General features: G+C 35.3%; 23 protein-coding genes. 11 read left to right on the top strand and 12 right to left on the bottom strand.

What is annotated here, in order from left to right:
* Window positions 1–113 precede the first annotated feature (113 nt).
* The 3 genes from AACZ92_RS01865 to AACZ92_RS01875 are packed head-to-tail and all read right to left on the bottom strand — an operon-like array spanning window position 114 to window position 2390.
* Window positions 114–1208 (bottom strand): AI-2E family transporter, encoded by a 1095-nt coding sequence (locus AACZ92_RS01865; RefSeq protein ID WP_339696388.1) that lies wholly within the window; start codon window positions 1206–1208, stop codon window positions 114–116.
* Window positions 1209–1236: 28 nt separating this feature from the next.
* Window positions 1237–1746 carry a TrmH family RNA methyltransferase gene (locus tag AACZ92_RS01870; protein ID WP_339696392.1) on the bottom strand — a complete coding sequence of 170 codons (510 nt, stop codon included), beginning with the start codon at window positions 1744–1746 and terminating at the stop codon, window positions 1237–1239.
* A complete protein-coding gene (locus AACZ92_RS01875; protein ID WP_339696395.1) occupies window positions 1746–2390 on the bottom strand; it encodes a DUF4159 domain-containing protein in 645 nt (214 codons plus the stop codon). The genes AACZ92_RS01870 and AACZ92_RS01875 overlap by 1 nt, the downstream gene beginning before the upstream one ends.
* A gap of 77 nt (window positions 2391–2467) precedes the next feature.
* Here AACZ92_RS01875 and AACZ92_RS01880 point away from each other — a divergent pair, with 77 nt between their 5' ends.
* Window positions 2468–3241 carry a DUF1223 domain-containing protein gene (locus AACZ92_RS01880; RefSeq protein WP_339696398.1) on the top strand — a complete coding sequence of 258 codons (774 nt, stop codon included), beginning with the start codon at window positions 2468–2470 and terminating at the stop codon, window positions 3239–3241.
* A 9-nt stretch (window positions 3242–3250) separates the two neighbouring features.
* Here the strand turns inward: AACZ92_RS01880 and AACZ92_RS01885 are convergent, their stop codons facing one another.
* Genes AACZ92_RS01885 through tsaD form a run of 3 tightly spaced genes read right to left on the bottom strand, consistent with a single transcriptional unit; the run spans window position 3251 to window position 5484 of the window.
* Window positions 3251–3742, bottom strand: a complete 492-nt coding sequence (locus tag AACZ92_RS01885; protein ID WP_339696401.1) for a hypothetical protein — start codon at window positions 3740–3742, stop codon at window positions 3251–3253.
* An 8-nt stretch (window positions 3743–3750) separates the two neighbouring features.
* Window positions 3751–4458 carry a 16S rRNA (uracil(1498)-N(3))-methyltransferase gene (locus AACZ92_RS01890; RefSeq protein ID WP_339696404.1) on the bottom strand — a complete coding sequence of 236 codons (708 nt, stop codon included), beginning with the start codon at window positions 4456–4458 and terminating at the stop codon, window positions 3751–3753.
* A gap of 3 nt (window positions 4459–4461) precedes the next feature.
* Entirely contained in the window at window positions 4462–5484 is a 1023-nt protein-coding gene (tsaD, locus tag AACZ92_RS01895) for a tRNA (adenosine(37)-N6)-threonylcarbamoyltransferase complex transferase subunit TsaD (protein ID WP_339696478.1), read from the bottom strand.
* Window positions 5485–5564: 80 nt separating this feature from the next.
* On the opposite strand from tsaD, the gene AACZ92_RS01900 reads away from it, so the two are divergent.
* A complete protein-coding gene (locus tag AACZ92_RS01900) occupies window positions 5565–9971 on the top strand; it encodes a translocation/assembly module TamB domain-containing protein (protein ID WP_339696407.1) in 4407 nt (1468 codons plus the stop codon).
* 12 nt (window positions 9972–9983) lie between these two features.
* Here the strand turns inward: AACZ92_RS01900 and AACZ92_RS01905 are convergent, their stop codons facing one another.
* The 3 genes from AACZ92_RS01905 to AACZ92_RS01915 form a co-directional block, all read right to left on the bottom strand.
* Window positions 9984–10364, bottom strand: coding sequence for a Rid family detoxifying hydrolase (locus AACZ92_RS01905; protein WP_339696409.1), 381 nt, complete (start codon window positions 10362–10364; stop codon window positions 9984–9986).
* Window positions 10365–10408: 44 nt separating this feature from the next.
* A complete protein-coding gene (locus AACZ92_RS01910) occupies window positions 10409–10885 on the bottom strand; it encodes a hypothetical protein (protein WP_339696411.1) in 477 nt (158 codons plus the stop codon).
* A 155-nt stretch (window positions 10886–11040) separates the two neighbouring features.
* A complete protein-coding gene (locus AACZ92_RS01915) occupies window positions 11041–13689 on the bottom strand; it encodes a putative LPS assembly protein LptD (RefSeq protein WP_339696413.1) in 2649 nt (882 codons plus the stop codon).
* Between the two features lie 187 nt (window positions 13690–13876).
* Here AACZ92_RS01915 and AACZ92_RS01920 point away from each other — a divergent pair, with 187 nt between their 5' ends.
* From AACZ92_RS01920 to AACZ92_RS01940, 5 genes are read left to right on the top strand one after another with little or no spacing between them, the layout of a single operon-like run.
* The gene (locus AACZ92_RS01920; protein ID WP_339696416.1) at window positions 13877–14998 is read left to right on the top strand and encodes an N-acetylmuramoyl-L-alanine amidase; all 1122 of its coding nucleotides are present in this window, start codon (window positions 13877–13879) and stop codon (window positions 14996–14998) included.
* A gap of 54 nt (window positions 14999–15052) precedes the next feature.
* Window positions 15053–16003: an MlaD family protein gene (locus AACZ92_RS01925; RefSeq protein ID WP_339696419.1), complete on the top strand. Its 951-nt coding sequence runs from the start codon at window positions 15053–15055 to the stop codon at window positions 16001–16003.
* Window positions 16004–16005: 2 nt separating this feature from the next.
* A complete protein-coding gene (locus AACZ92_RS01930) occupies window positions 16006–17334 on the top strand; it encodes a (Fe-S)-binding protein (RefSeq protein ID WP_339696481.1) in 1329 nt (442 codons plus the stop codon).
* A gap of 9 nt (window positions 17335–17343) precedes the next feature.
* Entirely contained in the window at window positions 17344–17778 is a 435-nt protein-coding gene (locus tag AACZ92_RS01935) for a phosphoheptose isomerase (RefSeq protein WP_117160177.1), read from the top strand.
* A 13-nt stretch (window positions 17779–17791) separates the two neighbouring features.
* Window positions 17792–18583: a (Fe-S)-binding protein gene (locus AACZ92_RS01940; protein ID WP_339696423.1), complete on the top strand. Its 792-nt coding sequence runs from the start codon at window positions 17792–17794 to the stop codon at window positions 18581–18583.
* A gap of 124 nt (window positions 18584–18707) precedes the next feature.
* Here AACZ92_RS01940 and AACZ92_RS01945 read toward each other — a convergent pair whose 3' ends face one another.
* Window positions 18708–19013 carry a hypothetical protein gene (locus AACZ92_RS01945; RefSeq protein ID WP_339696426.1) on the bottom strand — a complete coding sequence of 102 codons (306 nt, stop codon included), beginning with the start codon at window positions 19011–19013 and terminating at the stop codon, window positions 18708–18710.
* 220 nt (window positions 19014–19233) lie between these two features.
* Here AACZ92_RS01945 and AACZ92_RS01950 point away from each other — a divergent pair, with 220 nt between their 5' ends.
* A complete protein-coding gene (locus AACZ92_RS01950; RefSeq protein WP_339696429.1) occupies window positions 19234–21135 on the top strand; it encodes a CocE/NonD family hydrolase in 1902 nt (633 codons plus the stop codon).
* Between the two features lie 55 nt (window positions 21136–21190).
* Here AACZ92_RS01950 and AACZ92_RS01955 read toward each other — a convergent pair whose 3' ends face one another.
* Window positions 21191–21775 (bottom strand): pseudouridine synthase, encoded by a 585-nt coding sequence (locus tag AACZ92_RS01955; RefSeq protein ID WP_339696431.1) that lies wholly within the window; start codon window positions 21773–21775, stop codon window positions 21191–21193.
* A gap of 111 nt (window positions 21776–21886) precedes the next feature.
* Here AACZ92_RS01955 and AACZ92_RS01960 point away from each other — a divergent pair, with 111 nt between their 5' ends.
* The 3 genes from AACZ92_RS01960 (at window position 21887) to AACZ92_RS01970 (ending at window position 24333) form a co-directional block, all read left to right on the top strand.
* Window positions 21887–23029 carry an MFS transporter gene (locus AACZ92_RS01960; RefSeq protein ID WP_339696433.1) on the top strand — a complete coding sequence of 381 codons (1143 nt, stop codon included), beginning with the start codon at window positions 21887–21889 and terminating at the stop codon, window positions 23027–23029.
* Between the two features lie 44 nt (window positions 23030–23073).
* Window positions 23074–23832, top strand: a complete 759-nt coding sequence (locus AACZ92_RS01965) for a helix-turn-helix domain-containing protein (protein WP_339696435.1) — start codon at window positions 23074–23076, stop codon at window positions 23830–23832.
* A 138-nt stretch (window positions 23833–23970) separates the two neighbouring features.
* The gene (locus AACZ92_RS01970; protein WP_339696438.1) at window positions 23971–24333 is read left to right on the top strand and encodes a hypothetical protein; all 363 of its coding nucleotides are present in this window, start codon (window positions 23971–23973) and stop codon (window positions 24331–24333) included.
* A gap of 79 nt (window positions 24334–24412) precedes the next feature.
* Here AACZ92_RS01970 and AACZ92_RS01975 read toward each other — a convergent pair whose 3' ends face one another.
* The gene (locus tag AACZ92_RS01975; protein ID WP_339696441.1) at window positions 24413–24871 is read right to left on the bottom strand and encodes a hypothetical protein; all 459 of its coding nucleotides are present in this window, start codon (window positions 24869–24871) and stop codon (window positions 24413–24415) included.
* Window positions 24872–24873: the final 2 nt, after the last annotated feature.

Below are 24873 nucleotides of genomic sequence, written 5' to 3' on the forward strand. Positions count from 1 at the left end.
CATTGATGCCTTTAAAAGGGCTTCCTGAAAAAGCAAGCTTAGCAACATCATCAGAGTAATTTTTTATAAACCCCTGAACCTTATTGCTTAATATTTCTTTATTGAAAGTAATACTATAAGTTTTTAGTCAATCGTTTTACAATCTTATATTCCGAAAGAAACTCCTTTGCAATTACTTTTATAGCTGTGTAAGTAGGGACTGCCAAAATCATTCCTGCAATTCCAAAAAGGTAACCTCCAATTAAAATAATGATAAAAATTTCTAAAGGATGGGAACGAACGCTTTTTCCAAAAATAACAGGTTGCGTAATTAAATTATCAAACAATTGAGCTAGAGAATAGCCTCCAAAAGTATATAATAAAAGCGGTAATAATTCCGAAGAGAAATCTGCTCCTAAGTTGTTAGAAAGCACGACAAGCATCATTAAAGCTCCTGCAATAATTGGCCCCAAGTAAGGTACTATATTTAAAAATGCACAAATTAAAGCAATAGCGATGGCGTTATTAATATCTAAAAACAACAGTAATACGGAGTAAAACAATGTTAAGATCATTACTTGCAATAACAGCCCTAAAAAATAACGCGACAGCAGCGATTTGGTTTTATCTAAAACCAATAAAATTCTTTTTTCGCGTCCTTTCTTTGCGAAAACAGTCACCATATTAGGAATAAGATTCTCGTCTCTTAAAAAAAAGAATGATATAAATAGTATCGCAAATAAACCAACGAGAAAGTTCCCTATGTTTCCGAAGAAAATATCAATAAAACTCGGAATAATTTCCATATCAAAGTTTTGAACGTAGTCTGTTCGCTTAATTCCTTCAAGGATATCTATCTGTTTTACACCTAAATAATCAGCGGCTTGTATGCTTAATTCATTCAAGTCACTTTTCACAAGTTCAAAATCGATGTTTGAAATGTTTTTGCTTTGTTCCACTATTATTGGAACAAAAACACGTAACATACCCGCTAAGATTGAGAGAATCAACAAAAGGGATAAAATAGAAGCCAGTATGTTACCCATTTTAAGGCGATCCCTGAAAAAGATGAGTACAGGCCGGCTTATCAATGTAATAACTGCGGCAACACCTATATAAAGTAGTAGCGCTTGAATTTGAAAGATAAACCACAACAATATCAAAATTCCGGCAAGTACTGCCAGAGCTCGTAAAATACCTGAAGAAATGGATTTAGCTTTTTCTTTCACACAGTAAATATAGTATAATCAGGTAAGACTATTTTAAAAGTTTTGTTAAGTTGAATAAAGCGATTCCGGTTGCTTGGGTTACATTTATACTACTATTTTTTCCAAACATCGGTATATGGATGCTTTGTAAAACCTGTTCTAATATGGCTTTTGAAACGCCATGCTGTTCATTTCCAATCACTAGTGCTATTTTTTCTTCTGTTGAAAGTTCTACTTTATCCAAAGGAATACTTTCGTCGGTAAGCTCTAAAGCTATTACTTTATAACCTTCTTTTTTACCTGTATCTATTTCTTCTGAAATATCTTCTGAAACACGATACGGAACAACTTTATCGGTATTTCTAGCTGTTTTTCGCAAGCGGGAAGAAGCAAAGTTTATCTCGGCATTGCAAAAAATGATTTCTGAAACACCAAAGGCTTCACTAATTCGAAATAAAGCGCCGATGTTAGCTGGACTTTGCAATCCGTCACACACTATTTTTATAGGAAACTTTTTAGTTGGAAAGTCTGTTGAAGTATGGGTAAGTTGATTGGGCATTAGTTTTCAAAAGCATATTTAATAATATTGGCGCCCATTCGTAAGGCTTTAAGTCTGACTTCTTGCGGATCGTTATGTATTTCGGGGTTTTCCCAACCGTCGCCTAAATCACTTTCAAGCGTATATAGCAAAACCAATCTGCCTTCATGTTCAATACCAAATGCTTGCGGTCGTTTTCCGTCGTGTTCATGAATTTTTGGCAAGCCTTCGGGGAAATTAAATTGAGAGTTGAAAATAGGGTGATTTGCAGGTAATTCTTTCAATTCTGTATTTGGAAAAACTTTCACTAATTCTTTTCGAAGATATTCGTCAATTCCGTAGTTATCATCAATATGTAGAAATCCACCACTTAGTAGGTAATTACGAAGGTTTTCGGCTTCTTCTGGAGTAAAAAACACATTTCCGTGTCCCGTCATGTGTACAAATGGATAATCAAACAAGTCAATGCTTCCAGGTGTTACCCTTTCGGTTTTTTCTGAAATAGTTGTTTTGATTTGCTGATTGCAAAAAGCAGCCAAATTAGGCAATGAAGTAGGGTTACTATACCAATCACCGCCGCCGCCATATTTTAATACGGCAATTTCTTGAGCCTGTATACTTCCGAAGAAAAAAAGAAAAAATAAACTACTTACAAGTATTCGCATAAGTCCAAAAATACGAATTAAACTGCAAGGATTTACAGCTTATTTCGACTTAATACTTGAAAAAGAATTTTAAAACTATGAAATACGTAATCGCGTTTATCACTATTCCTTTGCTTTTAGCAACTATTTATTGTAAACCAAAAGATTCAAAAAACATACAAAATAAGGACTTAGCATATGCCGAGACTACTGCCGAAAAACCTTTTGCCTTGGTGCAGCTATTTACTTCTCAAGGTTGCAGCAGTTGTCCACCAGCAGACCGATTATTAGATGAAGTAAAAGAGAATTATGATAATGTCGCCGTACTTTCGTATCACGTAGATTATTGGAATCGTTTGGGATGGAAAGACCCGTTTAGTAAAAAGGAATATACGGATTTGCAATATGCCTATGGACAAAAATTTGGTGATGGCCGTGTGTACACACCACAAGCTGTTATCAATGGAAGTTTGCACTTTGTGGGCTCTAATGAAGCTAAAATGAAGGGTAACTTGTCTAAATTCCTAAAAAATTCGGCCGAAAATACAATTGCTATTTCTAATATAAATAAAAAAGACAACTCGATTTCCTTTAACTATAAACTAACAGGGAAAAGTACTGGCAAAAAACTGAAAGTCGCCTTGGTAATCGACAGTCGTGAAACTCCTGTGAGGAGAGGAGAGAACGGCGGAAAAAAATTACTTAATACCAATATTGTTGTTCAAGAAATAGCTATTCCGACTTCTGAAACATTAGGTTCCTTAGAAATTAATATACCTGATATTGTAAAAGAAACAGATGAGTTAAGCTTGATCGGTTTTGTACAACAGGATGATTTGGTGATTACTGGGGCGACAAAGGAGAAGGTTTAAATTATTATTTTACTTAGATTTTAATTTTAAAGATTGATATTTCTTCAAATAAATAAAAGCTATTATAATTATTGCTCCCCATCTTGAGACGGCAAAAGTTGCATGCATTAAACCATAAAAACCAAGATAATCACTTGCAGCTACGTCTTGAATAGGAATATAGTACTCTGCATATAGACCGGATAATTTACTTGCAATAGGTTTTAGGAGTAGCACTAGTATTAAAAATAATATAAATGTTTTTTTCGGGAAGCTTATTAAATAAATTCCTTCGGAGTTAGAATTTGTTTTAATCTTTTTGAAAAGAAATAGTATTGTGAAAAAATAAGAAAGTATTGTTATTGTAGGTATAAAATACGTGAGAAAAGTAAGTGATAACCCTAGTTCAGACATTCCAAAGTACACTAAGTAAATAAAGAAATACAATATAGAATCTAGCGCGGCAACAAAGGTAAAGCCAAAGATTATCCAGAGTAACAGTAATGTATTTTCTTTACTCATTATTTATATTACTCATTAACAAAAGCCACACTATGTGTCGCCACCACAGCCGCCGTCTCCGTTCGTAGCCGGCTTTCTCCTAATGTTACTGGTGTAAAACCTGTTTTTTTCGCTAAATCAATTTCTTCGGGTGAAAAATCGCCTTCCGGACCTATTAAAATTAAAATGGATTCTTTTTTTTCTAATACCGATTTAAAAGATTTCTTGTCCGTTTCTTCACAGTGCGCAATACATTTCAGACCTTCTTCGTGAGCTTGCAGAAGAAATTCTTTAAAAGAAATAGCTTCATTCAACTTAGGCAAATAGGCTTTCAGCGATTGCTTCATCGCGCTTTGGATGATTTTTTCGTAACGTTCTGGTTTAATCGTTTTTCGTTCACTGTGATCGCAAATTATTGGGGTGATTTCAGTAATTCCTATTTCGGTAGCTTTTTCTAAGAATGTTTCAAATCGATCGTTAGATTTTGTAGGTGCCACCGCAATATGCAATTGATAGGGTAGTGGCGCTTCTTTTTTAACTTCTATAATACGAGCGATACATTTTTTAGGGCTTACCAACGTAAGTTCTGCTTTAAAAAAATAGCCTTCCCCATTTGTTATGTCTAAAGTGTCATCCTCGCGTTTACGCAAAACCTTGCCTATATGCCGACTTTCCTCTTTATTAAAAGTGATTTCTTTTGAAGATTCTGTACTATTAGGATGATAAAAAAGTTGCATAGGTTACAGTTTCATTCGGGCTTGGGCCATAACATCATTTTTAGCAAAAACATGTTGCTTGTATTTTAATTCCCCTACGATGGCTATCATTGCAGCGTTATCGGTACAGTATTCAAATTTTGGAATATGGGTAGTCCAACCGTATTTGTTTTCGGCTTCTTTCAAAGCTGTCCGAATTCCACTATTAGCCGAGACACCACCACCAATAGCAATTTCGGTAATACCGGTATGTTTAACAGCATTTTTAAGCTTATCCATTAAATACTCTACAATTGTAAACTGCAAGCTAGCACAGACATCTTCCATGTTTTCTGAAATGAAATCTGGATTTTTATCCACTTGCTTTTCAATAAAATACAATACAGCAGTTTTTAAACCACTAAAGCTGAAATCCATGGGCTGTACTTTCGGTTTCGTAAACTTAAACGTGTTCGGATTTCCTTTTTGAGCATATGTATCAATTAAAGGGCCACCAGGATAGGGCAGACCTAAAAGTTTGGCCGATTTGTCAAACGCTTCGCCAACAGCATCATCAATGGTTTGACCAATCACTTCCATTTCAAAATAATTGGTCACTTTTACTATTTGAGTATGACCGCCACTAATTGTTAACGCCAAAAAAGGGAAGTTAGGCGTTGATTGTCCTTCTACTTTAATAAAATGGGCTAGAATATGTGCCTGCATGTGGTTTACATCAATCAACGGAACACCCAATCCCATTGCTAAAGACTTTGAAAATGAGGTGCCTACCAACAACGAACCCATAAGTCCCGGACCCCTTGTAAAAGCTATGGCACTTAGTTGTTTTTTATCGATATTTGCTTTGCGTAAGGCTTGATGCACCACCGGTACAATATTTTGTTGATGGGCACGGGAAGCAAGTTCTGGTACAACGCCTCCGTATTCTTCGTGTATTTGTTGTGTGGCAACAACATTAGAGAGTACAACACCGTTGTTAATTACAGCAGCAGCAGTATCATCACAGGAGGATTCAATACCAAGTATGTAACAATTATTATCAGTCAAATTAGGCATATTTATTGAAGTCAAAATTAAAACAATAAAAGCGTATCAAAAAACTTCGTAAAATAATACTTCGCACCTTCGTGGCTATTGTCCTATTGCTCGTGCTCCTTATTGTTATTTTATCGATCCCTTCGGTACAAACCTTTATAGCCAACAAAGTTACTGATAACCTGAATGAAACCTACGGCACCGATATTAATATTAAGCGCTTAGGCCTCAACTGGAAAGGCGAAGTGGATATACGCGAAGTTTATATTGCTGATCACCATCAAGACACGTTAATTTATGCAAAAGAGCTACAAACCAACATTGTAAGTTTCCAAAATTTAATACAAGGCGATTTAGGTTTTGGCAACATCCACCTTACAGATTCAAAGCTTTATGTTACAACCTATATAGATGAAGAAACCGATAACCTTTCCATCTTTTCAGAAAAGTTCAATACCGGAGAACCGCCTAGTGACAATCCCTTTACACTATTCAGCAATGATGTTCAACTGACCAATAGTCACATAAAAATCATCAATTACAATCTAGATACACCTGAAGTTTTTGACTTTACCAATGTAAATTTATTAGCAGATAATTTTAAAATTACTGGCCCTGACATTGATGCCAATATAAAAGAACTATCCTTAGATGCCCAACGCGGCTTCACCATTAAGAATTTGGAAACTGATTTTTCATATACCATGGAAAAGATGGAACTGAAAGAATTGACACTCCAGAGCGAACATTCTTTAATTAAAGGGGAGATACTTCTAGATTATTCCGAAAATGGACTGGCAGACTTTGAAAATGATGTGAAAATTGACGCTACTTTTGAAGATTCTGAAGTTTCAACAAACGATTTAAACGTTTTTTATGATGAATTCGGGAAAGATCAAATTATTATTCTTAACACCGATTTTGATGGAACACTGAATCAGTTTAACACGACGAACACTCGAATGGCTACTTCAAGCACGGTAATTCAAGGTGATTATACCTTTTCAAACTTATTGAAAGCCGCCGATGCGTTTTCAATTTCGTCTAAAAATCATACTATTCAGACCAATTATTATGATTTACGTCGTTTCATGCCACGCGTTCTAGGTGATGTATTGCCAAATCAATTAAAAGATATTGGTGCTGTTACTTTTAAAGGAAATACCACGCTTACAGCCTCACAGTTGATTACCAATAGCGCTATAAACACCGGAGTTGGAAGTGCTAAAACCGATATTGAGTTAGGTAATATAACCGATTTTGATAATGCTTATTACAATGGAAAAGTAGAATTAAACGGATTAAATTTAGGAAAATTGGCGGGCACTACTTCTCTAGGGAAAGTGACTGCAAATCTTGATATTGAAGGAAGAGGGTTTACACAAGAAACCGTTAGTACATTAATTGAAGGAGCCATTTCATCATTTAATTTTGAAGGATATGAGTATAAGAATATTGAAGTAACAGGAACCTTAAGAGACCCTGTTTTCAATGGAAACTTAACTATAAACGACCCTAATCTAAAAATGAACTTTGAAGGGTTAATAGATGTTTCAGAAGATTTTAATCAATATGACTTTGAAGCCAATGTAGAGTTCGCCGAGTTAAACAAACTAAACCTTATAAAACGGGATAGTGTGTCGGTATTCGTGGGTAACATCGTGATGGATATGGATGGAACAACAGTAAATGACGCTGTTGGAACTATTTCGTTTAAAGAAACTTTCTACCAAACCGCTACAGATGATTACTTTTTTGATGATTTTGAAATCACTTCTACTTTTGAAGAAGAAGAACGGATTATCGCTATCAATTCCCCAGACATAATAACTGGGAGTATTAAAGGAAAGTATTTAATTGAAGATATTCCCGATCTTTTCAGAAACGGTATTGGAAGTATTTATGCTAATTATATTCCAGGAGAAGTAACTACAAACCAATACATAGACTATGAGTTTGAAGTTTATAACAAAATTGTTGACCTTTTTGTTCCTCAATTAAAACTAGGAGATAATACCAAAGTTAAAGGTTCGGTATCATCAGACCAATCTAAGTTTAAACTTGATTTTCGTTCCCCTGAGTTATTACTGTACGACAATTATTTAGGTAAAGTAAATATTCAAGTAGATAATGATAACCCATTGTATAACACTTACATATCTGTAGATTCAGTTTATACTGGATTTTATAATGTAGTCGATGTAAATATCATCAATAAAACTATAAATGACACCTTATATCTACGTTCTGAATTTAAAGGAGGTGAAAAAAAAGAAGATCTTTTTAATCTCTCTTTATATCACACCATAAACCCAGACGGGAATTCGGTTGTTGGAGTGAAAAAATCTGACATTACTTTTAAAGACAATGTTTGGTATTTAAATGAAGACAACAACAGCCTTAACAAAGTAGTTTTTGATGATAATTTTAAAGATATACGTATCGACTCGTTGGTATTAAACCATAATAATGAAATTATCCAATTGTCAGGGCAGTTACGGGATTCCACCTATAAAAACCTGAAATTACGATTTAAGGATGTGAATATTGGCAATATTACCCCAGAAGTTGACAGTCTTCGTTTAAAAGGAAATGTAAACGGAAAGCTCGATTTTCTTCAGCAAAATGGAGCGTATTACCCTAATTCATCTGTAAGTATTGATGGAGTTGAAATAAATGAAATTCCATTTGGCGATTTAAGTTTAGCTATTGAAGGAAACGAAGACCTGTCAAAATACAATATCAACACAACCCTAGTTAATAACGATGTTAAATCCATCAATGCCATAGGTTCGATAGATGTTTCTCCCGACAATCCAACTATAGATCTAAACGTAGCTTTAAACGAATTTAACATGCAGGCATTCAGTCCCTTTGGTGCAGATGTTATAACCGACATCCGTGGTTTGATCACCGGAAGTGCAAAAGTTACCGGTAGTTACAAGTCTCCAGAAATCAATGGGTTATTTAATCTAGAAAACAGCGGTTTAAAAGTTCCTTATCTAAATATTGATTTTGATTTGGAAAATGATGCAAAAGTAGTGATGACTAAAAATAAAATTGCGCTAGATGCCATCACCATAACAGATACTAAATACAATACAAAAGGGACTTTTATAGGTAGTGCAAGCCATAAAGCCTTTGGCGATTGGAAACTTGATATGGATATAAGCTCTAACAATCTATTGGTTTTAGACACACCTCCAGAAGAAGATGCTTTATACTACGGAACAGCATTTATTGACGGTACAGCCTCTATTAAAGGCCCTGTAGATGAATTAGTGATCGATGTAGTAGCGACCACCGAAGAGAACACCAGCTTTAAAATTCCATTAAGTGATGTGGCATCTATTGGTGATGATTCTTTTATAAAATTTCTTTCACCAGCAGAAAAAGAAGCGCGTGTTAGTGGCGAAACATTAGTTACAGAAGACCCCAAAGGACTCTCTATTAACTTTGAATTAGATATCAACGAAAAGGCCGAAGTAGAGGTAGTAGTCGATAAAACGAACAACTCTACTTTAAAAGGGCGTGGAGCGGGAATCTTATTGATTGAACTCAACACCTTAGGAAAATTCAATATGTGGGGAGATTTCTTGGTCATTGATGGAGATTTTGACTTTAGATATGGCGGAATCATCCAAAAAAATATTGAGGTTGTTTCTGGAGGAAGTATCAACTGGAATGGCGATCCAGAACGCGCCCAATTAGACCTTACTGCTAAATATGAAACCGATGCAAACCCGTCAATACTTCTAGACAATCCAACGGTAAACCGTAAAATACCGGTAAATGTGCTGGTTGATCTTACTGGAGAACTAATACAACCAGATATTAATTTTAGAATTGATTTCCCGAGGGTGAGTTCAGTAGTTAAGAGTGAGCTGGACTATAAGCTTCAAAACGAAGAATTGATGGAAAAACAAGCCCTGTTTTTAATCGCCTCAGGAAATTTTGTAAACGATAATTACGGTGGTGCCAATTTGGGTACAGGCGCATTAGTAGAGCGTGTTTCAGGCTTGGTAAATGAATTGTTTGCAGATCAGGATAGTAAATTCAGCGTTGGTTTAGATTACTCACAAGGTAGTAGGTTACCAGATCAAGAAACTGCAGATCGGTTTGGTATTACGCTTTCCACACAAATAAACGAACGAATTTTAATAAATGGAAAAGTAGGAGTTCCTGTTGGCGGTGTGAATGAAACTGCCGTTGCAGGAGATATTGAAGTGCAATGGTTGGTAAATGAAGACGGGAGTTTACGAATGAAATTCTTTAATCGTCAAGCAGATCTACAGTTTATTGGGGAAGATCAGATATTTGAACAAGGTGCAGGAATATCTTATTCGGTAGATTTTGACACCTTCCGTGAGTTGGTTAACAAGCTGTTTAATAAAAATCTGACGTTAGAATCTGAAGAGGAAGAAAAAATTCCAGCCACTCCTGGTGATGACGAAATTCCTGTAAACTTTAATACACAGGCTACAGAGCAAGAAGAGTAGACTTTTACTTATTTAAAGCGAAGCAATCATTGAAATTTCCACATTTACAAACTTTGGTAAATTAGCAACTTCAACTGTTTCACGAGCTGGGGCAGTGGCTTCATCAAAATAGGTGGCGTATATCTCATTAATGGCTGCAAAGTTGTTCATATCGCTAATAAAGATGGATGATTTCAACACGTTTTCAAAAGTCATTCCAGCTTCAGCTAAAACAGCTTTCATGTTTTCCATCACCAGTTTAGTTTCAGCTTTAATATCATCTGTAACCAAATCTCCAGTTTTAGGATCAATAGCAATTTGCCCAGAAGTAAATAACATTCCTCCCTTTAGTACAGCTTGATTATAGGGTCCAATAGGAGCAGGGGCGTTGTTCGTTTGTATTATTTTTTTCATATTCATCAGGATTAATGCTTTTTAGAACGGTTTTATTACCATATTTAATTTTGCAAAACTTTTAAAACTCGTTCTTTTAAATTCTTATCTTCTTTATCGCTCAAGAATATTATCGTTGGTCCAAAGGTATTATAAATTGCCAATAATCCGTATTCTTGATTAAACAAAATCGGTCCAGTTCCGTCAGGATATGGATCTTTTAAATCATACAATGCGAAGTCATTCTTCGAGAGATTTGGCTCGGTAAACACCCGTTTGTTCTTTCTACCAAATTCCTCCGATCCAAAATACAAATCGTTAGAGACTTTGTTAAATTTTACTGAAATTGTTTTAGAACTATCTTGTTGACTTATGTATTTATAAATAAAATAATTCTCTTTTTTTGAAATAGTCCCGTCAAACTTTTCAGTTTTTAATAAAGTTATACCATTAAAAATTGAAGCCTTTCTTTGAAAACTTTTGTTCTTTTCATTACAACCAGATAAAATTAGTACTATTATGAAAAAGATTATTTTGTTCATGGCGAATGTATGTCAGCGTGTTTATAAAATATTTTCTTAAACTAGCGCTATTTCTCTTATTAGTAATTTTGCTATTATAAGTAATATTTAAACTATAGTTTAGAAAATATAACTTCCGGCTTCCAGCACCCAGCATCCAGCATCCAGCACCTTATTTACAACTGCTGATCCGGCTCTCTTCGCTTGTCGTATTTAATATCGCTTAATACGGAAGATTTTATCCCGATGAAGAAATACCAAGATGTGTTGATACTTCCAATAGGCGTCCAATTAAAACTCATTTGCCAGCTTTCTAAATCTCGTTGAAACCTAAACTGCGTTAAAGTAATTCCTTTATTTTTAAAATCGTACCCTGAGGAAACACCTACCGTCCATCGAGGTGATAATTCTAAATTAGAACTAAACATTAACGATTGAGAGGATATTTCGTTTTCTCGTGTTCTGTTGGAATATGTCATCGTGTAAGCAAGTCTAAAATCCCAAGGAATATCATAGTTATACCAAGCTTTTTCAGTTGCATCTTCATCTTCTTCGTCGTCTTTATAAAGTCTATTGTCATCTATATCGCGAACATCGCCAAACAAATCATCTGGCCTTCCACCATTTCTGAAGGTCTCATTATCAAGACGGTCTTTGTTTTCTGAATCTACTTCCAAATCCTTACTTGAAAAAGAGTAATTGATACTAATGTTGGCATTTGTAAGCCTAAATAGGCTTCCACCGTTATCAATGTTGAATTTATCAATTCGTTGATTGCTGTTGTTTAGTGCGTAAGGATCTAGGCTTCCATTGAAGTTAAAGTCTAGTTTATCAACTACTGGAATGCTTCCGCTAAAGTTTACCGGACTCCATTGTAAGGAATCACCGGCAACATTATAAGCTGTAGAAAAATTAAGATTATTAAGCAGTTTAACTTTTTTAGGTTCGGTCGCAGTAGTGTCTTTATCTCGCACTTTGGCTTCAAGGGTATTACTTAGGGATAACCCGATACTGCTCGAAAATGTTTTACCTGGAGCGCCGTATAATGTATTCTGAAAACGGGAATACTCTACCACTTCGTCATTTACTTCTGGATCTGCACTTGGGACCACGTAATCATCATAATATTGATCAAAAGCTGGGTTGACACCAAAACTTATTGAAGGACGCATCACGTGACGTAAGGCCTGTATTTTTTTATCTTTTCCGAAGTTAAACGTACCGTACACTGTTGTTCCTAAACTAGTAGAAAAGTTATACGTCATATATCGATCAAAACCGGGAATAGTATCTGTTACTACACCGCCAACTCCATCATTTGCCGTAGCGTCATAGCGTTGATCAAAGGTCTTTAACGTCCAAGTTTCTTGTAAACGTGTACTAGCCGATGCACTTAGGTAGTTTAATATCTTGAAATTAGTGCTTATAGGTATACTATGTTGAGCACCTACTAAAGCATTATCGAACATTTCAGGTTTAAAAAACAAAGAATCTGTTGTTTGTATCCTGTTTTCTGCAGCCACATCATATTGAAGGTTGATATTGTCTATTATTCCTTTTTTGGTTCCCACTTTTGGAGCAAACGGAAAGATACGGGATACACTCGCCGTAACATTTGGCAAGGACATATTAATTGTCTGCGTATTGGTGTTTTGCGAATGCGTACCAGCTACCGAGAAGTTAACCTGTGGCTCACCCTCGAAAGTCTTGGTGTATGAAACAGAAGAACTTAATGTATTAACAAGAGCGCTTGCATTATTGGTTTGGTTAATCGATTGTTGGAAATACCGGCTACTACCTAAGTTTACCGATGCCGAAAATCGTGAACTGGGACTGGCTTTTTGGTCCTGTGTATGATTCCACCGGATATTGTAAACTGAACTTTGACTGAAATCTGGGAAGCCACGTTCCCCATCAATCAAGTTTTCATAGCGTACGCTTACATTTCCTCTAAATTTATATCGCAGCGCATAGGATGATTCCGCTCTAAGTCCATAACTACCATTTGTATAATAATCCCCTAAAAACGTGAGATCAACATAATCATTGACAGCAAAATAATACCCTCCGTTCTGCAGGAAAAAACCTCGTCGGCTTTGTTCACCAAAACTTGGAATGATAAAACCTGAAGCTCTGTCTTCGGTTAATGGAAAAAAGGCAAAAGGCAATCCAATTGGTGTAGGCACATCAGCAATATACATATTAGTCAACCCTGTTACAATTTTCTTTTGAGGAACAAATTTGGCCTTTCTGGTATAAAAATAATATTCGGGATCGTCTATATTTTTTGAAGTGGTAAACTTTACATTCCGAAGAAACACAACAGAATCATTTACTTTTTTTGTTACTTCAGCAATAACATTAAAGCCATTTTGCTCGGTACGCGAATTGTAAACCAATGCTTTTTCACTGTCAAAGTTAAACCGAATGGAATCTGGTTTTACTTCGTTTTGAGCCTGTACAAAAACTGGTTTCTGGCTATAAACTCCCGCGCTGTCAATTCCTTTGGCATACACTTCATTTTTATTGTAATCTAATATTATGTAGCCAGCATCAATGCGCATATCGCCATAAACAATATAAGCTTTGTTGTACATATACACCTTATTTTGTTTCCGGTCTATATATACGTAATCTTCGCCATAATAATCAACTACATCGGTCAGCAGTTCTTTTTTAGGTTTTACAGTATCTGTTTTTACCGTATCATTGAGCACCTCATTTAGCTCTTTCGTAACGTTTATTATACTTGGATTGAGGGTGTCTTGTTCGGTTTCAATAGGAATATCCACTTCATTTTTGGGAGGGATATCCTGTGCGTGCATCGTTATGCTACAAAAGAGTATAACAAGTACTGTTGAAAAAATTTGCCGATGTGTTTGCAATGCTACGATGCTATTTTTTGTAGATTTGGCTTAGTTTTTGAAACTTCAAAATTAAGCATATTTTTTGGCTTTGTTTTTTAAAAATACAATATTTAAAATATCAATGAATATAGTCCGTTCTACCGTTATGAAAACGAAACACATACCCTTTTTCGTACTTTTAATTTGTACAGTAATAAGTTTTTCTTTTTCCACAAACAATAATGATACCACAAAACCCTTTGTTGTGGTACTCGATGCAGGGCATGGCGGCCATGATAGCGGCAACACAGGTAATGGATATAGAGAAAAAACGATAGCTTTAAATATTGTATTAGAGGTAGGTAAAATTCTGGAACAGAAGAAAAACATAAAAGTAATTTACACCCGAAAAACCGATAAATTCATAGATCTTCATGAAAGAGGGGCGATTGCCAATAGAGCAGATGCAGATTTATTTGTTTCGATACATTGCAATGCACACAGCTCTCAAGCATACGGTACTGAAACGTTTGTATTAGGACTTCATGCTAACCAACGCAACCTAGAGGTTGCAAAAAAAGAAAACGAAGTAATTTTTCTGGAAGAAAATTATGAAGAAAATTATGCAGGCTATGATCCCAATTCACCTGAATCGTTTATTGGTCTTACCCTTATGCAAGAAGAATATCTAGATCAAAGTATTATGTTGGCTGGTTTGATACAGAATAATTTCACTAACAAGTTAAAGCGAAAAGATAGAAGTGTAAAACAAGCTGGTTTTATTGTTTTACATCAAAGCTATATGCCAAGTGTATTAGTGGAAACAGGTTTTTTGACCAATAATAGCGAAGGCGCTTACTTAAATTCAAATAAAGGACAAAAAGATATGGCAGGTGCTATTGCCGAAGGTGTTTTAACCTATCAAAAAAACCTAGACTTAGCCACCAGTCACGCAAAAAACCCTGTTATTACCCAAGAAGAAATAGATAAAGCGATTGATACGACTGAAGAAAAAATATACCCTGGCTATATCTTTAAAGTACAGTTGGCCGCAGGCAGTAAAAGGCTAAACACCAAGCCAGAGAATTTTAAAGGATTAAAAGATATAACTCGTAACAAAGAAGGTGGCTTGTATAAATATTATTATGGAGAAACTTCAGATTACAACAAAATAGAACTCATGAAAACCTTTGCCAAAGAAAAAGGATATTCGTCCTGTTACATTGTTGCATTTAAGGATGGTGAAAAACTACGTGTTTCCGAAGTATTGAAAACACAAAAGAAATAGGAGGGTTATTCTATATTTATTTTCTAAATTTGTTTGAATCCTAAAAATCATCCATTGAGATTATCAAGAGAAGTTAAAACCGGAATCCTTGCCATAGGCGCTATCCTGCTTTTTATATTTGGTTATAGCTATTTAAAAGGAAGTAATTTGCTGGAGAACCACCGTACATTTTATGTTATGTATGATAATGTGGAAGGCCTTTCTAAGTCTGCTCCAGTAACTATAAACGGCCTAAAAGTTGGAAAAATACAAAACATAGGGTTTGAAAATCAAGCCGGAGGTTTAATTGTAGAATTTACAGTGGAAAACGATTTTGATTTTTCAAGAAATAGTTTAGTTCGCATATATAGCAGTGGTTTAATAGGAGGGAAGTCACTTGGTATTTACCCAGAGTATGACCCAAACAATCTAGCTAAATCTGGTGATACCCTTAGCGGCGAAGTAGAAAAAGGAATGCTTGATGCTGTAACGGAACGTCTAGGACCTTTAGAGGAAAAAGTAAACGGAACACTTTCAACTTTAGACACCTTACTACTTAGTTTTACGGCCATAGTCGATGAAGATACTCAAAATAACCTAAAACAAGCAATTGCTTCCTTAAAAGATGCTTCGGCCTCTTTTAAAGGCATTTCAGCAAACGTTGATGGTCTTCTAAGCAAAAACAAAGAAAAACTTAATAATACATTTAACAACTTAGATGTGACGGCCGAAAATTTTGCGACATTATCAGATTCCTTAGCGCAAATAGAGACGGGACAGATGGTGAGAGATTTAGAAACTGTAACCTCAAAGCTAAACACACTTGTTACCCGTGTCGAAAATGGAGAGGGTAGTGTTGGAAAATTACTGAAAGATGATAAACTGTACAATAACTTAGAAGGAGCTTCGCGTCAACTAGAACAACTGTTGCAAGATATGAAGCTTAACCCGAAACGTTATGTACATTTCTCACTTTTCGGAAAAAGAGCTAAAGAATACAACGAACCTGAAGATCCTAATAAATAATGATGCAATATTTACCTAACATTATATTTTTTCTTGTTTTAGCTGCTGGTATCGGCTACTTTACGTTTAACATTAGAAAAGTAATCCGAAATGTAAAAGTTGGACGCGAAGTTGATGCTTCCGATCATAAAAAAGAGCGCTGGGGTAATGTCCTTCGTATTGCTTTGGGACAGTCTAAAATGGTTGTAAGACCCGTTTCTGGAATCATGCATATTTTTGTGTATGTAGGGTTTGTCATTATAAATATTGAAGTACTTGAGATAATCATCGACGGTATTTTTGGTACACACCGGGTCCTTTCTTTTTTAGGCCCTGTTTATGATGCTCTTATCTTTTCTTTTGAAATATTAGCACTATTAGTTCTAGTAGGCGTAATTGTTTTTTGGATACGCCGTAACATTCAAAAATTAAAACGCTTTTGGGCTCGCGAAATGAAAGGCTGGCCAAAAGACGATGCCAATTACATTCTGTATTTTGAAATGGTACTAATGGTTTTATTCTTAACCATGAATGCAACCGATTTACAATTACAACAAATGGGAGCTACCCATTATACGCAAGCCGGTTCATTTCCTATTAGTAGTCTAATTTCGCCGGTATTTGATGGACTATCAGAAAGCACCTTAATTCTTATTGAACGTGGAGCTTGGTGGTTACATATTATTGGTATTTTAGTATTCTTAAACTACCTATATTTTTCAAAACACCTTCATATTTTATTGGCATTTCCGAATGTATACTTCGGAAAAGTAGTACCAAAAGGAAAGTTTAAAAATTTAGAGTCCGTTACTAACGAAGTAAAATTAATGATGGATCCCAATGCCGATCCCTTTGCAGCTCCTGCAGAAGATGAAGCAGATGCGGAACCTGAAAAATTTGGTGCTAGTGACGTGATGGATTTAAGTAGAATTCAACTCCTGAACGCTTATACTTGTACCGAATGTGGCCGTTGTACAAGCGAATGCCCTGCCAATCAAACAGGTAAAAAGCTATCGCCACGTAAAATTATGATGGATACCCGTGACCGTATCGAAGAAGTAGGGAAAAATATTACTAAAAATGGCGAATTTAAACCAGACGGAAAACAACTGTTAGACGATCATATCTTACGCGAAGAACTGTGGGCATGTACTACGTGTAATGCCTGTGTAGAAGCTTGCCCAGTAAGCATCGATCCTCTTTCTATTATTATGGATATGCGCCAATATTTGGTGATGGAGCAATCTGCTGCGCCAAATGAACTGAATGTGGCGATGACCAACATTGAAAATAATGGGGCTCCGTGGCCTTATAACCAAATGGACCGTTTAAATTGGAAAGACGAAGCGTAAAATTGTAATATGAAGAAAGAAGAAGTTGAAAAATTATTACACGATAAAGTTGAAAGTGGGGAACACGTAAGCCCCATACTTCCAAAAGATATAAAAAACTATTTGATCGATATCGATGGAACCATTACAGATGATGTTCCAAATGAAGAGCCAGAGCGAATGGCAACATGTGAACCGTTTCCAGATGCCTTAAAAACATTAAATAATTGGTACGATCAAGGTCATATAATTTGTTTTTTTACTTCTAGAACTGAAGATCACCGCGAAGTAACCGAAACATGGCTAAACAAACACGGCTTTAAATATCATTCCTTATTAATGGGGAAGCCTCGCGGCGGGAATTACCACTGGATTGATAATCATTTAGTAAAAGCTACACGATACAAAGGAAAATTTACAGACTTGATTGATAAAAAAGTAACCATTCAAGTTTTCAAAGAATAAAAGTAAGAACACCATGAGTGAACCTATAAAAGTACCCACAATGGCCGAATATATGGCTGAAGGCAAAAAACCCGAAGTATTGTTTTGGGTAGGTTGTGCCGGAAGTTTTGATGATCGGGCAAAAAAAATAACCAAAGCATTTGTAAAACTTTTACATAACGCAAAGGTGGATTTTGCGGTATTAGGAACCGAAGAAAGCTGCACGGGAGACCCTGCAAAACGAGCTGGAAACGAATTTCTGTTCCAAATGCAAGCAATGACAAATATCGAAGTGCTAAATGGTTATGAAGTAAAAAAAATAGTGACAGCTTGTCCACACTGTTTTAATACTATTAAAAACGAATATCCTGAATTAGGGGGAAACTATGAAGTAGTACACCACACCCAATTTTTAAAATCGCTTTTAAACGAAGGAAGATTAAAAGTAGAGGGCGGAAAATTTAAAGGAAAGAAAATCACTTTTCACGATCCTTGTTATTTAGGACGTGCCAATGGCGAATATGAAGCTCCTCGCGATTTACTGCGAAAATTAGAAGTAGAATTGGTAGAGATGAAACGTTGCAAGTCTCGTGGACTCTGTTGTGGAGCTGGTGGGGCACAAATGTTTAAGGAGCCAGAAGAAGGAAAGAAAGATGTAAACATGGAACGTACTGAAGAAGCTCTAGAAACACAACCAAAAGTAATTGCCGCAGCTTGTCCGTTTTGTAATACCATGATGACAGATGGTGTTAAAGGAAAAAACCAAGAAGGTGATGTTGCTGTTATGGACGTCGCTGAAATGATTGCTAGCGCAGACGATTTATAATATAAAAAGAGTCCCGATAGTTATATCGGGACTTTATAAGGCCAAAAACAAGACAAGATACTATCTTATTGGCGTTCAAATAAATTATAAAACCTTTCCTGTCTTGATTCTTGGTCCTGTATTTTTATCCCTTAGAGGCATCATCTCGCTCTAAGTTTTCATTACTATCTCCTCCTTGACTGTACAGTTTATTTTCTTCATCTTTCAATTTTGTGGAACCCTGTTGTTTTTTAGCCTTATTGCTACCTGGAACATCTAAGTTTTTTCCACTAAAATCAATTTTTTGAGCCCGCTCTTTCAATTGTTGATCGTCTCCACCATCACCGTGTATATGATCTTGACCTAGCACTTCTAAGTCATGTTTTGTTACATCAGAATTATACGCTGTGTCTTTACTGTCTCCTTTTTCTTTTTTCTCTTTAGCATCCATAATTTATGTTTTTCTTTAAAGTACGAGTAATTATTAAAAAACGGGTGGTATTTAACGCCTTCTAAACAAACTATAACAAGATTTTAAAGATTTCTTCCTTTCCATACAATACTATAGCGATAACATATCTTCGGAAATCATGTTAAAGTTGAATTTTCTTAACTACTAAGACTAATTTTCCTATAATTTTAGATACTTATTTAAACAAATTACCCATTCTATGAAAAAACAACCATTAAAACTCTTTTTGTTTCTTTTTATAGCAACGATTAGCTATACCTCTATAAAAGCACAAGATGAAACAGAAGAAGATGTATTTAAGCAATTAGAAGAACTTGCAATAATTGATCAAAAAATCATGATGCCTATGCGGGATGGCGTTCGATTGGCCACTGATATTTACCGACCAAAAACGGAAGAAAAAGTGCCTATTATATTCTCAAGAACACCCTATAACTTTAATACGTGGCGAGATGGAGAAAAAAGCGAACGTACTGCTAAGGCAGCTCTACAAGCAATTCAACATGGATATGCCTATGTGGTACAAAACGAACGCGGTAGATTTTTCTCAGAAGGAGAATGGGATATTCTCGGTGTTCCTTTAACTGATGGTTATGATGCTTTTTCTTGGATGAAAGAACAAGATTGGTCTAACGGAAAAATAGGAACCTTAGGTTGTTCTTCTACTGCAGAATGGCAGATGGCTGTTGCAGCTTTAGATCATCCTTCTCATGCTGCTATGATTCCTATGGGATATGGTGCAGGAGTAGGTACCGTGGGTGAATATCACGAACAAGGAAATTGGTATAGAGGAGGAGCAGAGCAACTACTATTCTTTGCTTGGTTGTACGGTGTAGAACAAGATAAGTTTAAGCCTAGAATACCAGAAGGCGCTACGCAAGAAGATTTAATTCGTATTTCACGCTTTTACGATTTAGCACCAGAAAATCCGAAAATTGATATGTCTAAGGCATTGGCACATTTACCAATTCAAGATATGCTGCAAAATATGCACGGTAAAAAAGAAATATTCGATAAAATGGTACGTCGAAAGCCCAATGATCCGGCTTGGTATGAAGGCGGTTTATATCATGACGATATGGAAATTGGAGTGCCTAGTTTTTGGTTTACATCTTGGTACGATGTTTCCATAAGTCCAAACTTAGCATTGTTTAATCACGTACGAAATAATGGTAAAAGCAAAGAAATTCGTGATAATCAATATTTAATTATCTCCCCAACATTACATTGTGCGTACACACGAGCAACCGAAAACACCATTGTGGGAGAACGACCTGTTGGTGACGCTACCCTAAACTATGAAGAACAAATTTACGGTTGGTTCGATATGTGGTTAAAAGGTGAGGAAAATGATTTTAAAGAAGAAACACCACGTGTTCAGTATTATACTATGGGTAGCAATGAGTGGCAAGCTTCAGAAGTTTGGCCTCCTAAAAATGCTAAAATGACCCCCATGTATTTAAATAGTGGAGGAAGTGCCAATACCTTAAATGGAGATGGTAAACTTCAATATAAAAAACCTGGTAAAAAGGATAGCCCAGATTCATTTACGTACGATCCTATGGATCCTGTTAAATCGCATGGCGGTAATGTATGTTGTACCGGTAATGCAGTAGAAGGCGGCGCTTTTGATCAACAAGCGATGGAAACGCGTGAAGATATTTTAGTATACACAAGTGAACCTTTAAAAGAGGGCATGGAAATTTCTGGATTTATTGAATCTACCTTATACCTTTCAAGTGATGTAAAAGATACCGATTTAACCATCAAACTAATCGATGTGTATCCTGATGGCCGCGCGTATAACTTAGATGAAACCATACAACGTGTACGGTATCGCGAAGGCTATGACAAAGAAGTATTTATGGAAGAAGGAAACGTGTATAAAGTAGATTTAACACCAATGAGCACCAGTAACTTTTTTAAAAAAGGACATCGAATTCGTATTGAAGTATCAAGCAGTAACTTCCCACGTTTTGCAAGAAACCTAAATACCGGTGGAAATAATTATGATGAAAAAGAAGGCGTAGTAGCGCATAACAAAATCCACCATTCAAAGGAATATCCCTCTATGATTAAGCTACCTATTGTTTCTGAATAAATAAGTAATATCGACTTAATTGATAAAGGCCAAATGAAAATTCGTTTGGCTTTTTTTATACCAATAAAGTTTCCGAAGGAATTACCTCGCCGGCTTGCATATCTTGTATTCTCAAATTTCCTATTCGAACCCTCGCTAATCGCAGTGTTGGAAATCCAACTGCTGCCGTCATTTTCTTAACTTGTCGAAATTTTCCTTCTGTAAGGGTTATAGAAACCCAAGAAGTAGGACCGTGACGACTATCACGAATCTTTTTAGCTCGTTCTGGTAGATTAGGATCTTCTGCTAAATGAAAAGCATGGCAAGGTTTCGTTTTATATTTTTTTCCACTATTCCCTATTTCAACGCCTTGTTGTAGTTGTTCAATGGCTGCTAGAGTAATTTTACCATCTACTTGGGCGTAGTATTCTTTTTCAATGGCTCCGCTACAAATATCATAACTTACTTTCCCATCTGTGGTTAATAGTAATAATCCTTCAGAGTCCTCATCTAAACGACCAATCGCCATGGTTCCTTCAGCAAAATCATATAATTCACCTAATAATCTTTTGCTGTTTTTTTTAGGTCCGTTATTAACAAACTGACTTAAATAGCCATACGGTTTGTATAATAAATAATGGGAATGTTGCTGTTTATTCATTATTCAAAAATATCGATTTTATAAGGATGCGCTTATCGAAGTTTCTCTTTTTGTATACTTAATTAGAAAATTGGGAAAGAACTTTAAATAGATATGTAGGTACTTTGCAGTATGAAAAAAGTATCAAATCTCGGGGTTTTTACACTATTGCTAGTAAGTAGTTTAACAATTATGGTAGGAAGTGTAATTGCTCCTTCACTTTCAGGAATTGTAAATCACTTAAACTTTGGATATTCTCCCAGTTGGTTAATTACATTACCTTCATTAGGAGTTGTTGTATTTGCACCATTTATAGGGCGTTTACTAAATAAATTAGGAACATTTAAATTACTTAGTTTTGGGCTAATCCCTTATGCAGTATTTGGTATTGCCGGGGCATTTATCTCAAACGATATCGTGTTGATGATAGATCGATTTCTGCTTGGCGCTGCAACCGTTGCTATACAAGTATCTGTAACTGCTTTTATTGCCGAACTCTTCACGGGTGAAACTCGAATGAAAATGATTGCATGGCAAGGAATGGCCATTGAGTTAGGCGGTGTTATATTTCTAGCATTAGGCGGGATACTAGGTGAAATAAATTGGCAATTTCCTTTTTATATATACTTGGTGGCATTAGTATGTTTAGTCTTTGTTTTAAAGTCACTGCCAAAATCAGGAGCTAAAAATATCGCAGCAGAAACTATATCCAAATCAAAAGATGAAAATAAGTTTAGGGTTAGAGTAGTTTTTGGGGCGGCTTTACTAGCAATGATGTTATTTTTTGTTTGTTTTGTTACATTGCCCTTATACCTACCTAAAACATATAATTTAAGTGAATCAGAAACAGGTTATTTAATGGCTTTTATTTCAGTAATTGCAATAATAACCGCAAGTCAAATGCCTAAAGTGGTTAACTATATTGGAGATGGAAAAACAGTAGCGATGGGCTTTTTATTCTTTATGTTAGGCTACTTAGTTTTAGCAACCACAGTTAGTTTGTCTTTATTAATACTGACGGCTATATTTATTGGTATAGGCTTTGGTTTTACTATTCCTTTATTAAACCATATGACGATTGAAGTAAGCAGCTTAAAAAATCAGGGTAAAAACTTAGGGTTCTTTTCTATGGGAGTATTTGGAGGACAATTTTTATCAACTTTTATAGAATATATCTCAAGTGACTATAGAGCAGTGTATGGGGTTTCAGCTGCTTTAGGGCTAGTAATAAGCGGTGTTGTTTATTATTTGTTTCAGAAAAGTAAACCTAATTAATAATGATTAATTTATTCATACTTTTGAAAACACACTTCAAATGTATGAATAAAGAGAGTTGGAAAAATAAAATTCAAATTGTTACAGCGTTTAATAGTAAAACGACGATGCTTTCTAGAAATTCAATGGGGATATACTTTGAATTTCATTCCTTAAACAAGATTATAGTTCATTTTAAACCCCTTAATGAAGTTTTTCGTAGCAATGCTTTCAATGATAATGATGGTATACTGATCAATTTTGAGCGTGACCTTATAGACGAAGATGATATTGAATATGCTTTAGATGTAATGTCGTTGTTTAACAGCCAACCACAACTTACGCTTACTACTCCAACCCAATTGAAGCAGGTACAACAAGGAATCACTATATTAAAAGAAGAGTTTTATAACGAAGAAGCCTCTTATATAATGCTTAAAACAATATTGAAACTGTTACTACTTCTTTTAATTCGATTTAAAAATGAAGGTTTTTTAAAGCAAGACCTTAACCAAAAAAGAGTGTTTCGTTTTTTAGAGTTAATGGAAACAAATTTTTTAAAAGAAACACATTCAGAATATTACGCTACTGAAATAGGGATTAGCGTAAAACGTTTAAACCAAATTTTAAAAGCAAAGCTAGGTTTAACTGCAAAGCAAATAATTCAGCAACGACAAATAACAGAAGCAAAACGCCAATTAGTACGAGCAGAGATTACCACTAAAGAATTAGCATTCCAATTAGGTTTTGATTCGATTAGCAGCTTTTCAAGATTTTTAAAAAAAAATGTAGGCGTGAGCCCTTCGCAATTTAAAGCACCATAGTTTTTCATTTTCTATGCTAAAAAAATTAAACTTTAAACAATTAAATATTGTTAATCGCTGTTAATGTTGCTGTTAAAAAGATTTAAATTATTTCTTTTATCTTTCTTTTTCTATAATTTAATGCAAAAAGAACTATCTATGAAAAAATTTATAACAATTCTCACATTATTAATTGGCTTTACTGCCTTTTCACAAGATCCATTTTTACAAAAAGATAGCGATAATTATGAAATTAGAGCAGATGCGTTAACCGAAACCTATAACGCTGAATTAGCATTAACATCTAAACAGGAATTACTTTTTAAAAAGAAAATTGAAGAATTTTTACCCCGGTATGATGATATACGCGAAAGTCATGAAGGAAGAGAAAAATTAAATAGAATACTAAGTTTAGGAGAAGAAGAATCTGCTGAAATGAGAAATATTCTAACAAAGCCTCAATTTCAATTGTATGTCAAATTAAAGGAACGGATTCAACCACTGGGAGAAGTAGATAAATAATTGAATAATCATATTTAAAACAAAAACCGCGGAATTGTAAAATTCCGCGGTTTTTGTTTATTATACGGTTTTTAAAGACTTATTTAAAATTCTCGTCTTCGGTTTTAGGCGCTATATTAGGTTTTTCGGTATGCATGGTTTTTTCTATACCAGCAGACTCCACTCCAAAGAAGTTCATCACATCTGGCGGATTTTCAATCTGTTCGGTTCTTTTACCATTAATAGCAATAGGCTGGGTAAGTACTTCATTGTTATTTTGAAGTATTTTAATCCAATCATCTGTACCAAATTCAGAAGTATTAGTATCCTTGTCTTCCATTTTTCGTTTATCGACGAGATCACCAACTTCTTTCCCCATCGCTTTAGCTAGTTCTACCCATTGGGTACCAGTCACTTTAACTTTTGAAATATCTATTGCCTCGATTTTTTCATCTATCCCTTGTAAATAGCTTAGCGTGTGCTTGCCCACACGTGTATTGCTACTATAAATTAAGGTAAGTTGTCTATCGTCTCTTGCAATTCCTCCCATTTCTTTCATGT

Source organism: uncultured Marixanthomonas sp., assembly GCF_963974425.1.
Taxonomy (GTDB): domain Bacteria; phylum Bacteroidota; class Bacteroidia; order Flavobacteriales; family Flavobacteriaceae; genus Marixanthomonas.